Source organism: Clostridium sp. CM039, from assembly GCF_055081075.1.
This window is the reverse complement of record NZ_CM143649.1, coordinates 3,600,531-3,613,414: the sequence shown is the minus strand read 5'-3', so window position 1 is coordinate 3,613,414 and position 12,884 is coordinate 3,600,531. Positions and strand designations below refer to the sequence as shown.

Annotated in this window: 13 protein-coding genes, 1 pseudogene, 1 riboswitch and 1 other annotated feature; of the genes and pseudogenes, 2 read left to right on the top strand and 12 right to left on the bottom strand. The window is 31.7% G+C overall.

What is annotated here, in order from left to right; translation table 11 throughout:
• Positions 1–310 precede the first annotated feature (310 nt).
• The 9 genes and pseudogenes from ACWJJ2_RS16925 to ACWJJ2_RS16885 form a co-directional block, all read right to left on the bottom strand.
• Positions 311–1,510, bottom strand: a complete 1,200-nt coding sequence (locus ACWJJ2_RS16925; protein WP_462953589.1) for an aspartate kinase — start codon at positions 1,508–1,510, stop codon at positions 311–313.
• A 122-nt stretch (positions 1,511–1,632) separates the two neighbouring features.
• Positions 1,633–1,950: a recombinase family protein gene (locus ACWJJ2_RS16920; protein WP_462953588.1), complete on the bottom strand. Its 318-nt coding sequence runs from the start codon at positions 1,948–1,950 to the stop codon at positions 1,633–1,635.
• An 88-nt stretch (positions 1,951–2,038) separates the two neighbouring features.
• The gene (locus tag ACWJJ2_RS16915; RefSeq protein ID WP_462953587.1) at positions 2,039–3,223 is read right to left on the bottom strand and encodes a MalY/PatB family protein; all 1,185 of its coding nucleotides are present in this window, start codon (positions 3,221–3,223) and stop codon (positions 2,039–2,041) included.
• Between the two features lie 144 nt (positions 3,224–3,367).
• Positions 3,368–3,856 (bottom strand): MarR family winged helix-turn-helix transcriptional regulator, encoded by a 489-nt coding sequence (locus ACWJJ2_RS16910; RefSeq protein ID WP_462953586.1) that lies wholly within the window; start codon positions 3,854–3,856, stop codon positions 3,368–3,370.
• 148 nt (positions 3,857–4,004) lie between these two features.
• Positions 4,005–4,493, bottom strand: a complete 489-nt coding sequence (locus ACWJJ2_RS16905; protein ID WP_462953585.1) for a GNAT family N-acetyltransferase — start codon at positions 4,491–4,493, stop codon at positions 4,005–4,007.
• A gap of 308 nt (positions 4,494–4,801) precedes the next feature.
• A riboswitch (Lysine riboswitch) is annotated at positions 4,802–4,973 on the bottom strand.
• A 56-nt stretch (positions 4,974–5,029) separates the two neighbouring features.
• Positions 5,030–5,173: pseudogene (locus tag ACWJJ2_RS16900) on the bottom strand (cysteine synthase); the annotation flags it as partial.
• On the bottom strand, positions 5,172–5,300 hold the full coding sequence (locus tag ACWJJ2_RS16895) for a hypothetical protein (protein ID WP_258280624.1): 129 nt from the start codon (positions 5,298–5,300) through the stop codon (positions 5,172–5,174). The pseudogene ACWJJ2_RS16900 and the gene ACWJJ2_RS16895, both read right to left, overlap by 2 nt.
• On the bottom strand, positions 5,284–5,736 hold the full coding sequence (locus ACWJJ2_RS16890; RefSeq protein WP_462953584.1) for an S-ribosylhomocysteine lyase: 453 nt from the start codon (positions 5,734–5,736) through the stop codon (positions 5,284–5,286). Before ACWJJ2_RS16890 ends, ACWJJ2_RS16895 begins: the two co-directional genes overlap by 17 nt.
• Complete coding sequence (locus ACWJJ2_RS16885; protein WP_165412454.1) at positions 5,729–6,370, bottom strand: class I SAM-dependent methyltransferase; 642 nt, start codon at positions 6,368–6,370, stop codon at positions 5,729–5,731. The genes ACWJJ2_RS16890 and ACWJJ2_RS16885 overlap by 8 nt, the downstream gene beginning before the upstream one ends.
• 124 nt (positions 6,371–6,494) lie before the next feature.
• Positions 6,495–6,726, bottom strand: a binding site (T-box leader).
• A gap of 194 nt (positions 6,727–6,920) precedes the next feature.
• Between ACWJJ2_RS16885 and ACWJJ2_RS16880 the strand changes: the two genes are divergently transcribed.
• A complete protein-coding gene (locus tag ACWJJ2_RS16880; protein WP_216303944.1) occupies positions 6,921–8,033 on the top strand; it encodes a PRK06851 family protein in 1,113 nt (370 codons plus the stop codon).
• A gap of 131 nt (positions 8,034–8,164) precedes the next feature.
• On the opposite strand, the gene ACWJJ2_RS16875 is transcribed toward ACWJJ2_RS16880, so the two are convergent.
• Positions 8,165–9,478: a hemolysin family protein gene (locus ACWJJ2_RS16875; protein ID WP_216303943.1), complete on the bottom strand. Its 1,314-nt coding sequence runs from the start codon at positions 9,476–9,478 to the stop codon at positions 8,165–8,167.
• A gap of 240 nt (positions 9,479–9,718) precedes the next feature.
• Here ACWJJ2_RS16875 and ACWJJ2_RS16870 point away from each other — a divergent pair, with 240 nt between their 5' ends.
• Complete coding sequence (locus ACWJJ2_RS16870) at positions 9,719–10,831, top strand: DUF362 domain-containing protein (RefSeq protein ID WP_216303942.1); 1,113 nt, start codon at positions 9,719–9,721, stop codon at positions 10,829–10,831.
• Positions 10,832–11,243: 412 nt separating this feature from the next.
• Here the strand turns inward: ACWJJ2_RS16870 and ACWJJ2_RS16865 are convergent, their stop codons facing one another.
• Both ACWJJ2_RS16865 and ACWJJ2_RS16860 read right to left on the bottom strand, forming a co-directional pair.
• A complete protein-coding gene (locus tag ACWJJ2_RS16865) occupies positions 11,244–12,437 on the bottom strand; it encodes a DUF2812 domain-containing protein (RefSeq protein ID WP_220286129.1) in 1,194 nt (397 codons plus the stop codon).
• Positions 12,430–12,756: a PadR family transcriptional regulator gene (locus tag ACWJJ2_RS16860; RefSeq protein ID WP_220286130.1), complete on the bottom strand. Its 327-nt coding sequence runs from the start codon at positions 12,754–12,756 to the stop codon at positions 12,430–12,432. Before ACWJJ2_RS16860 ends, ACWJJ2_RS16865 begins: the two co-directional genes overlap by 8 nt.
• Positions 12,757–12,884: the final 128 nt, after the last annotated feature.

The following is a 12,884-nucleotide window of genomic DNA, read 5'->3' as shown; positions in this document are numbered from 1 at the left end:
AAAATGATACATATTATACTTACATAATCTTATGGTGGGAAAAACATTAAAATAGTATTTGATTAGCAATTATGAATTTCTCCGCAGCGACCTGCAACAAGAAGCGAAAAAGCACTGAAATTTCATTTAGGAATTCTTCTTTTGTGAAAATGTAATTCTCGTAAGACTGCCAGGAAGGCAGTCTAGAGAACTTGAGGCATGACGCCGAATGTGAACGTTAGCGAATTACATTTTCAGAAAAGTTTAGAATTTCTTAATGAAATTTCACGTTTCGAACTCCTGTTGCAAGTCACTGTGGAACATGTTATATTTACAGATTAAATTCCTCTGCAACAACCTTTATAGCCTTTAATTTGTCTCCAATTTTAATAGCACAAGTAATTCTTATTTCTGATGTAGTAATCATTTTAATTTCAATATTGTTTTTGTTAAAAACCCTAAACATTCTAGCTGCTACTCCAGAGGTTGTCTTCATGCCAAGCCCCACCACTGAAAATTTAGTTATCTCTTCATCAACTATAACTTTATTATCTGCTATTAAGTTATCTATAATTTCTAAACTATCCTTTAAGCCTTCTTTAGGTATAGTAAATGATACACTTACCTTTCCATCTATAGGTGATGTTTGACTTATCATATCTATATTAATTCTTTTACTTCCTATAGCTTCAAATATAGTAGACAATATATTCACATCTTTAGGTATGCGCTGAAGTGTTACTGCAACATCCTCATCACTAGTTGCTATTCCTGTTACTGGTTTACTTTCCATATTCATATTTTTTACCTCCTTAATTACAGTTCCTTTAATATCACTATTACTGAGCCCTACATATATAGGTATGCTATATTTTTGAGCAAGTTCTATAGACCTTGAATGCATTATTTGAGCTCCCAAACTTGCTAGCTCGAGCATCTCCTCATATTCTATTTCATCTAATTTTTTAGCTGCGCTGTATGCTCTAGGATCTACACTATATATTCCAGAAACGTCCGTATATATTTCACATCTGCCATTAAGCTTCACAGCTAAAGCAACTGCAGTAGTATCAGATCCACCTCTGCCGAGTGTTGTAATATCACCTTCCCCATTTATTCCTTGGAAGCCAGCAACTATTACGATTTTGCCTTCTTTTAAGCTTTTTTTAATCCTGCCACCGTGTATATCTTCAATTAACGCTTTACCATATTGTCCACTAGTCTTAATCCCAATTTGGTATGCAGTATAACTTATGGCATCATATCCAAGTCCCTTAATTGCCATGGCGAGTAGTGCACTTGAAATTATTTCACCTGTTGATAATAGAACATCCAATTCTCTCTTATCTGGTTTTTCTCCTATACCTTTTGATAGAGATAATAAATCATCTGTAGTGTCCCCCATAGCAGATACTACTATAACTAAATCTGTATCTTCATTTTTCCTCTTTACTATACTTTGTGCAATTCCTTTAATTTTCTCTGTAGTGCCTACAGATGAACCTCCATATTTTTGAACAACTACTGCCATAATCAAATCACTCCTTTATATATCTCGTGTAGCATATGATACACTGATTGATTTTACTTGTTCTTTACAGAGAATACATATACGCTATGTATTCTCTGTATTAATATTATTTCTGTTAATATCTACTTTTTATTATCGCTTAGTAATTTAACTGCACGATTAAATACATCATCTTCAACAAACCCATTAGATACATTTTTAGAATTTAACAATATAAATCTAATAGAACTTTTAGACCATTCCTTATTTCGATTAGTTTTAATTTCTGCAACATTTAACTCGTTAGAAATTCCTTGTAGACTTTTACCATCAAGATATAAGTTGTATATTATTCCAATAACATTTTTATTAGAATAAGCCTTTCTACCTGCATATCTTTCGTTCAGTTTTATTTCTGAACTATTTAGTTGTTCTTCAAGTTCTTCTAATCTTTCTACCAAAGCATTACGCTGTCTGCTATGTTTAATTTTTAAATTACCTTAGCAAGTTTAGGCTCTGGTCGTTTTTGTAGCATAGACTAAATACTTTTTAGTTAATTCCTTCTAGGCTTTTTTCAATGCTCTTTAAAGCTTTTTCCAATATTGTTCTAGGACATGCAAAATTGATTCTTTGGAAATGTTCTCCACCAACGCCAAAGATATAGCCATCATCCAGTGCGATTTTAGCTTTTGTCTGCATCAATTGCTGAAGTTCTATATCCGTGAAGTCAAAATCACTAAAATCAAGCCACGCCAAATAAGTTCCTTCTGGTCTAATCATCTTTACCCTTGGAATTCTCGCCTTTAGAAATTTATCAATGAAATCAAGATTATCTTGTAGGTATATAATAAGCTGCTCAAGCCATTCTTCCCCTTTATTGTAAGCTGCTATCTGAGCCACAGATGCAAAGGAGCCTGGATCGATATCAATTGTTGCTAGTTTATGGTTTAATTCTTTCCTTAACTTTTCATTGGGTATTATAATATCAGAAATTTGTAGACCTGCAAGATTAAATGTCTTTGAAGGTGATGTACATACAATTGAGTTCATCCTAAATTCTTCAGAAATCTTACCAAATGGAATATGGCGATTTGACTGATATATTAAATCCGAGTGAATTTCATCTGAAATTACCAGCACATTATTCTCTACACAAATTTCACCCAACCGTTGCAACTCTTCAGCTGTCCAAACACGCCCAACGGGATTATGGGGGCTACATAAAAACATGAGCTTAGTTCTGCTATCTTGAGCAATTCTTTCTAATTCACAAAAATTCATTTCATATTTGCCATTATTAAGTATTAATGGATTATTAGCTATATGACAACCATTATTGGTGATAATATTGGCAAATGGATAATAAACAGGACTTTGAATTATCACTTTATCACCTAGATTACAAAATGTCTCTACAATAAAGTTTAGTGCAGGTATTATTCCTGGTGTAAAAAGTATCCATTCCTTTTCAATGTCCCATCCGTTCCTTTTTTTATGCCAGTTAACTACAGCCTCCAAAAACTCATCACTCTTCTGTCCATAACCAAAAATTCCATGTCGTGCTCTCTCTGTTAGTGCCTCAATAATGGGTTGAGCGACTTTAAAATCCATGTCCGCAATCCACATTGGAATGCTTTTTTCCTCTCCAAAGTTTTCTTTAAGATGTTTTTTAGACCATTTTATAGAGTCTGTTTCTCTTCTGTCGATAATTTCATCAAAGTTGTATTTTGTCATAATATCTCCTCCCAGGTTTAAATGTATTACAAAAAAACAAATATTGTTTAGGCTCTATACTATTTATAGTTTATAACCTAAACAATATTTTGTCAAGAGAGTTTTTATTTATACACTATTAAATCAAAATACTCTTTTTTATTCTTAACGAGGTATATTTAACAATTCAGTATACTTTTGCATAACTTTATAAAATGCGTCAATCTCTTCGGTAGTAAAGCTATTATGCAATGTTTTATCAGCCCAAGTGAGTTCCTTAATATCATATGCTTTATGTGCTTTACTTAGGAGTTCTCCTTTGTCAGTGACATACAAATGGACGTTTTTTGCGTTGTCATCTTCTTTTTTTCGTATAATTAAACCACGCTTTTCTAGTTTGGTAATAATCTGTGATACAGCACCTTTAGTACGATTCCACTCCAATGCCACCTCAGTAACAATAATTCCTGGATTCTCATCAATAACAGTCAGAGTATGTAATTCAACCATATTGATTATATCTCCAGTCCCATAATCACGAGCTGCCTTTATATAGTCACTATAAGTCATAACAAATTTATAAATAATATTTGCCTTTGTATCTAATTCATAATATTTAGTATTTCTTTGGATTACATTTTCAGTATCGTTCATTTTGCCCAAACAACCTTTCGTTCATATTTTTATAATTAACCAAAAAAGTTTACGTTAACTAACTATACGATTCAGCATTTCTATTACCGATAATTTAATACTGTTAATTAGCTATAAATTACAAATATTCACTCATATTATAGCTCAATTAAAACTCTAAAATCATATTATACCATTTAGAACCACCGTGTGCTGATTTAGATATCCCTATATTTATGAACCCGAATTTTGTATAATAATGAATAAGTTTTTCTTTACATGTTAGAATAACGCCTTTACGACCCTCTAATCTTGATACTTCTATCATATGATTCATTAATTGTACAGCAATTCCTTGATTACGATAATCTGGTATCACATCAAGGCCAAAAATAGTCTGGTAATCTCCATCTGGAACATGTTGTGTAGCATCATTATATAATTCATCATAGATAGCAGTTTCATTGATTATACACCCATTGATGAACCCAATTATATCTCCATCAATTTCTGCTACAAAAAAAAATTCTGGAAATATCTTAATTCGTTGTTCGAATGATGTCTTCGTAGCAGCCTCTGCCTCTGGAAAACATCTTGATTCCACTTCTGTTACTGCATCTAAGTCTTCTATAGATACTCCTCTAATTTTAATATTCATTACACTAATCTCCTTTTGCTTAAAATATAAGTAATATTTGCTTCGTCGTATAGTACAGTTGCGAAGTATATATATATTTCAATTAAACATTAATAATTAATTACTGAACTTGATTTAACCTAAAGCATTTTTCTCCTAACACTTTTAATTTTGCAAGTTATATCTTTTCATATAGTTCCCTCTGACAATCTCAAGTTGTTCTTTTAACTTCTTATTTTTACACCTTTTTTTATATTGTTTCAAAAAAAATAAATACAGCAAAGGAACACCTTTGCTGCATAAAATACATGTTTTTATACAAACTTCGTGTACCTTGTAGCTCACCACTGAAAAATCAGTGACAATTTTACATATATTATATGTAATCTCAGAAAATAATTTCACCAAATACATTTTCTTCGGCCATAGCTCCTTTTCTTATTCATCTTAGCCTGTCAGCTCCGAACAAGTACTCTTAGATACAGCACCTCTACCCTAGGTAGTTTACTTATTAAATTAGTTATTATATTATCACAGTATGTTTATAAGTACAAGCATTAATTACAGATGTTCTTACTAAAATGTCTATCTCCCCTCTCAGGCAGTATTGCAACAACGTTCCCACCTTCAATGGATTCTCCAAGTTTTATTGCAGATACTATGGCAGTCCCTAAAGAACTGCCTACAAATAGCCCCTCTTTACATTGTATCCTTAATTGATGGCTGCAGTTTTGCGAAGATATTTACACCTTCTTTTACACCCAAATTATTTAGCTTAATAAGTGGTGTATTTCCTATAATATTTAATATACTATTTATATATCTCACTGCTAAGACCTCTACTTAGAACTAATTTTGCATATTCTTTTGCACCATCTAAGGAATGATCTCTATAATTTCCACATTGAACTTCATTGGCTGCCGGGATTTCCTCTGTTTCTATCACCTTTTTCAATCCATAATTTAGGGCTTCTATAACCCTATCTACACTGACATCATTCCATACGATCATGTAAAAACCTGTTCTACATCCCATAGGTGAAATGTCTATAATTCCGTCCATTACTTCTCTCATATATCCAGCAAGCAAATGCTCTAAAGTATGGATAGCTGATATATTCATAAACTCCTTGTTTGGTTGCATAAATCTTAAGTCAAACTTTGTTACTTTATCACCCTTTTCGCCTATCTTTACCTCACATTTTCGTACAAAAGGTGCCACAACCTTTGTGTGATCTAATGAAAAACTTTCAACCTTAATCATTTACCCTTACCTCCTTATTTGCTACTGCAATGAAAATGCCAGTTTCAGTATATTCGCCTTTGCTAGAATAACCTTTGCATCTTAAATCTGTATTCTCAATGTTTACTATATTAAACCCTGCGCCAGTTAACCACTCTTCCATCTGATTATTTGAAAACCCAAGCCATTCGTCAAACATTTCAGTCCTTGCCCACTGCCCATTATGCTCTTCTACATCCGATATTATTAAAGTCCCACCTTTTTTAATTATTCTGTGCATCTCTTCAATAGCCTTTTTAGCATCGCTCACATGGTGAAGAGCCATATTAATGAAGACCACATCTACAGATTCATCAAACAAAACCAAGTTGTCTATGGAGGATTTTATTGGATATACATTATCGAATTTTTTAGTTTCCATTAATTTTTTGGATTCTTTAAGCATATTTACTGATTGATCTATAGAAAACACAATGCTTGCATCTAAGGCCAGCGCTAAGGATAAAAATCCAGCGCCGCATCCAAGATCAGCCACTACCTTATCTTTTATACTTACTTTGGATAATACCTTGTACTTTAACCTTTCATCAAAATACTCACTTCTTATTACGTTCCAACTTTTAGCTATTTCGTTAAAATAATCTAATGAACTCATAATATTACCTCCATTTATTTTTTTTAAGTCTAAATTTTACATTTTATACTTAAAAAATAGTGTTAAGGCCAAGTTTTTTTTTAAATCCAAATATTTTTGGTGTCAAAAAAACACCGTCTCATTTTATAGAGGCGGTGTTATTACACTCCGCGGTCCACTCTAATTAGATATAGAATCTCACTTAAATCCAAGCACAAAATGCTTTATCGCTTTAACGGGCGAACCCGTAGTACCCTACTATAATTTCAGGTCCATGCTCCAAAGGGCACTTCATATATATTTAGGTAAAAGCTTCTCAGCATCGCTTCCTCTCTGTACCCATGCAATATACTACTTTCCTTTTTCATTGCATTTCCTAGTATTCATATTGGAATGGTTATATTTTTATTATATGCCATATTTTATTTTTGTCAACCTCAATTTAAAAATAATAATTTACTATTATTCAGAATATATACAAAATATTTTCAACAAAAATATAAAATAATTATAATCAATTTCAACATCTATGAATAGTATGTATTGATATGATGAAATGGAGTGTGATATTATGCAAGGTACTATTAAAAATTTTTTCCCCGGTGGCAATACTTCAAGAGGATTCTATTCCTACTATAGGTATATACTAGGTCAAGATGAAGCAAGAAGAATAATATGCATAAAAGGAGGCCCTGGAACAGGTAAATCATCCTTAATGAAGAAAGTTTCTAAATACTTCAATGAAAAAGGCTACGATATAGAACAACATCACTGTTCTTCCGATAATAATTCACTAGACGGAGTAGTTATTAAAAAACTTAACGTTGCAATACTTGATGCAACAGCACCTCATATAGTGGATCCTATAAATCCAGGAGCCGTAGATGAAGTTCTAAACATGGGAGATTGTTGGAATGAAGAAGGCTTTAAGAAATATAGGCATAAAATAATTGGCATAAATAAAAAAGTTGGCAAAACTTTTAAAAGGGCCTATCGATTCTTTGGAGCAGCTAAATTAGTTTATGATGATTGGCAAAACTATAATGATGAAGCCTTGAATATTAATAAATTAAACATACTGAAAGAAAATCTAAAAGAATCTTTATTCACCACGCCACCATCTACTATAGGCTATGATAGACATTTATTTGCTACAGCCTTTACACCTAACGGTATTGTCACTTATATTGAAAACTTAAGCGCAGGTTATAAAAATATTTATGTATTAAAAGGCGGACCTGGTACTGGAAAATCAGATGTACTAGAATTTCTATCCACCGAAGCCTTAAGGCGTGGATACAATGTAGAAATTTTTCATACGCCACTTATCCCTGAAAAAATTGAGCATATATTGATTCCTGACTTAAATGTTGCCATTTTGACCTCTAATGAAATAAATAATTCAGATCTTCCAGGTATTGTAATTGATATGGAGGATTGTTTAAATCTAAGTACACTTGAAAATAACAAAGATGAAATAGAATATGATGCAACTGAGTTTTACACGCTATTAGACAAGGGTTTAGCTACAATAAAAGAAGCTAAATGTCTACATGACGAACTTGAAACTTACTTTATACCAAATATGGATTTTTCTAAGGTGGATGCAGTATTCACAAAGATCATTAAAAAGATAAACGAGTATGAAGAAGATTATTTAAATGATCCGTATACAGATTTTTAGTTAAATCGTATATTATAAATTCATAATCCTCATAAATACAAGTAAAAAGGATATTTATGAAAATAATCACCTTTATATAACTTCCCTATATGAAAAAAGATGCTCTACTTTTTTTGAAAGTAGAGCATCTTTTATATATATATTTTAATTTTTTCTATTCTTCTTTGTTTAACTTGCTCTATTTTAAATATTACATTCCCATATTCAATAGTTTGGGTTTCATTTTTCTTTGGAATACATCCTATAAGGCTAATTAAAAAACCTCCTATAGTATTGTAATTCTTCGACATTAAATTTAAATCAAGATGATCATTCAATTCGTCTAAAGAAAGTAATCCATTCACTATATAAGTATTATTATCAACTTTTCTTATATCAGGTTCGTCATCATCATATTCATCTTCAATATTTCCCATAACTTCTTCTATAAGGTCTTTAATAGTAACTACCCCTGAAAATCCTCCATATTCGTCTATAAGTACTGCCATATGATTTTTAGATATTTTTAATTCTCTAAATAATTCATCTATATTTTTACTTTGATAAACAAGGTAAGGAGAATGTAATATATTCTTAATGTTTACATTTTCAAAGCCCTTAATGCGAGCCTCCATTATAAAATCTTTCATGTGAAGTATTCCTATGATATTATCAACATCACCGTCATATACTGGCACTCTTGAATACTTTTTCTCTAATAACTCACCTAAGAACTGTGTAACATGATCATTTATATCAATCAAAAACACTTCAGTTCTTGGAGTCATAACTTCTCTAGCTGATTTATCATCGAATTCGATAATGTTATTTATCATCTTTTTGGCAGTTTCGTTTATAGCGCCGCGTTGTCGTCCAACTTCTATAAGTGATTTCATTTCCTCTTTTGATAACTTCTCCTCTAATTTTTCACTATTAAGACCAGTAATCTTAACTAAAACATCAGTGGATGCTGAAAGTAGCATTGCAAAAGGAACCAGCAGCTTAGATACATAGAAAACAGGCACTACGCAAAACATTGCAATAGCTTCTGATTTTTGTAGTGCTACTCGCTTTGGAAACAATTCACCAAACACAAGTGTTATATAACATAGACCAATTGTTATGCTAGCTAAAGCAATTTGCTTACTATAAGGTACATTCAAATTGTTTAAATATCCTGAAAAATGATTAGATATTCCAGTAGCCGCAGTTGCAATAGAAAAAAAACCAGCGAGCATAATTCCAATTTGAACAGCCGATAAAAACTTTGTTGGCTCCTCAATAAGTTTTACTAATAGCTGTGCTTTTTTGTTATCCTCTTGCGCAAGATGCTTAATTTTATTTTCGCTAAGTGACGCTATTGCCATTTCCGCCGATGCAAAGAATGCATTTATCAGTGTTAAAATACCAATTGTTATAAATTGCGCCATTATATTATTGGGCGCAGGGTCAGGGTCTGAATCCATTAAAATTCCTCCTCTTAAATAAAAACTTTTCATACTACAATAATATCACAAATATTGTATTCTTTATTGATAATATGAAAATTAATATTTAATTATATCTAATTTATTGCAATTATTTAAAATAAAGTATGTTTCGATCTATACATAAAAAAAACAAACGCATACTGCAATATGATATAATATTATAATCAAATGAACCAACCCAATAACATTATGATAGAAATCATAGGAGGTAAATAAATGGATAAATCAAAAGTATACTTTACAAACTTAAGAACAAAACCAGGATGCAATCTATTAGATAAACTTCAAAAACTTGTGGTAGAAACAGGTATAAAAAATATTGATTTCAAAGATAAATTTGTAGCTATAAAAATTCATTTTGGAGAGCCAGGAAATCTTTCTTACATTAGGCCAAATTATGCTGCAAGTATTGTTAAGCTTGTGAAAGGACTAGGCGGTAAACCTTTCCTTACTGATTGCAATACACTATACACAGGAAGAAGATCTAATGCTGTAGACCATATTGAAGCCGCTATGGAAAATGGTTTTAATCCGATTTCAGTTGGATGTAACTTAATTATAGCTGATGGATTAAAGGGTGGGGATTATAGAGAAATCCCAATTAACCAAAAACATTGCAAAACTGCTAAAATAGGTTCAGCCATTGCTGATTCAGATATAGTTATTTCTATGACTCATTTTAAAGGCCATGAAATGACTGGGTTTGGTGGATCATTGAAAAATTTAGGTATGGGCTCAGGCTCTGTTGGCGGCAAGCTTGAAATGCATTCTGCATCAAAGCCATTTATGAAACATCGTAAATGTGTAAGCTGTGGTCAGTGCGTTAAAAATTGCCTACATGAAGCAATTACCTTTAATGAAGATAAAAAGGCAACTATAGATTATGATAAATGCGTAGGCTGTGGTCAATGTGTTGCCGTATGTCGCTATGGCTGCGCAACAGTAAAGTGGAATGAATCTGCTGATAGCGCTAATGAAAAAATTGCAGAATACACCTATGCAGTTATTAAAGATAAGCCACATTTTCATATTAGTTTCATTATGAATGTTTCCCCTAATTGTGACTGTTCACCGGAAAATGACGTTGCAATTGTTCCAGATATAGGAATAGCTGCATCCTTTGATCCAGTAGCCTTAGATCAAGCCTGTGTTGATATGGTTAATAGTGCAATTGCATTAAATGCAACTGAACTTTCAGATAACCACTATCATGATGGAGACGATAAATTTTCTACTATACATCCTGATACAAATTGGAAAGTTGGACTCGACCATGCAAAAGCTATCGGAATTGGAACTGACGAATATGAACTAGTAACAGTTAAATAAAAAAGTGCATCAGTATAACTTTCTCCTGCGTGACTTGAAATAAGAGATTGAAACGTGAAATTTCATTAAGGAATTCTAATCTTTTGCAAATATAAAATTCTCTGACGCTCACATTCGGCTTACAGCCGGTTCACTAGCCTGCCCTCCAGTCAGGCTCACGAGAATTTTATATTGGTAAAAGAAGAATTTCTAAATGAAATTTCAATGTTCCTGCTCTTCTTATTGCGAGTCACTTCAGGAGAAAGTTCATACTATTATGCATATCTATCTTCAAAGGAGAGACCCTTGCGTTACCATGGGACGATATTGTCGATCGGGAAAACATCAGTTTCCTATATAATAAAAAGTTTTTATGAAACTAAATAATTATAATCTAAAAATATTATGATAATACCTATCCCAAAGTAAGTAATTAACTAACTTTCCTTCTAATTCTTAAATAGTAGCCTAGAGATTTTACAACAAAACAACCAAATTCAACCATGCATATCAACATTACTATTAACGCTATTAATCCTGTTCGCATTACTGGAATACCTTCTAAATACATTTTTATGTTAAACCCGATTATAACTAAATACATTATAATTAAAGGTATAAATAAAAAGCAATACACCATACACTGCTTTTTTGCATGTTTAAGTATATGACTAGTATCTGAATATAACGCTGGCTTTTCATCCCAATATTCTTTTCCCCATAATGTATGTTTTGTAAAATTTGAATAACTTGTAAATATCATTTTCCACCCACTAGACTTATGAAATTCGAAATAACTATCATTTACAGTAATCTGAAAATCCAGAGAATATTTAACGTTTCTTGGTTCACCCTTCATAAAGTAAAAAGTATTACCTGATTTGCTCATTCTATACAGGTTATAACCCTTTAGTTCCATGTTTTCAAGCCATTCCTCTGTTATATCTGGAGAATAAAACCAACATAATTTAATTTTCTTAATAACTTTTCCATCTTTACGTAATTTTCTCTCTTCTTTATTATCTAAAATTGTGTCTTTAGGTCTTGTAAAGTTTAAATTTAAATCTGTATTATTTTCATTTCGAAGCTTCTTATCTGATTTATTAAGTTTTATCATAATGTAGACTAAAAAAACCAAAACTAATACAATTAACATCATTGATAATTTAGCTCCTGGCATAAAAGTAGCATTTAAAGACTCATCATTAAGATTAAAAAGTAACTCCGTAAGAAAAATCATTGGCACTATTGATATAATTATCCACATTGAAAGTAGTGTTCCTATAGAGTATTTTATAATACGACTTCTATTTAATAGACTTTCTCTTGAAGGATGTATTTTTATTTGAGATTTATCATTTTCATTCGCTAATATGTTCCATTTTTTTTTTGAAAAAGCACTATACCATCCATTTTTTAATAATGATTGCGAAGCACCATTAATTCGCGATTTATTATATCCAATTCTATAGTATATTTCTTTGCTTTCACCTTTTTCAAACACAAATACTTTAGTTACAGCTTTAATTTTTTTCAGGTGATAACCTTTGGCAGACATTTTACACAACCAATTTTCAGTTTCTATAATATCAAGGCTCCAAAATGGTCTAAATACCCTTTTACTCATAAAAGTCCCCCTCAAATCTTACTGCATTTTTATAAATTTCCTTTATTCTCTGTATTTCCATAAGAATAAGTTTCTTACCTATTTCCGTTATTTCATAAACAGTCCGTCTTTTGTCGTCTGAAAAAACAGAAATTATGCCCTTATCTTGTAACTTTGTAAGGGTTCCATAGACCGTTCCTGAACCCAACTTAATTCTACCCTTCGTTATCTCTTCCACATGTATTATTATTCCGTAACCATGTCTAGGCTCCGCTAAAGATAGCAAAATATAATAAGCTGTCTCAGTCATAGGCAGGAATTTTTTAAATACCTTATCCATATAGCTCCTCCATATTAACCTTAATTCTAGCTGTTGTATGTCACGACGTGACATGTCTCAATTCGACTATATCATATTACTTTATAATTGTAAAGTAATATGAAAGCTTCAGTGGAGCAGATAACAAT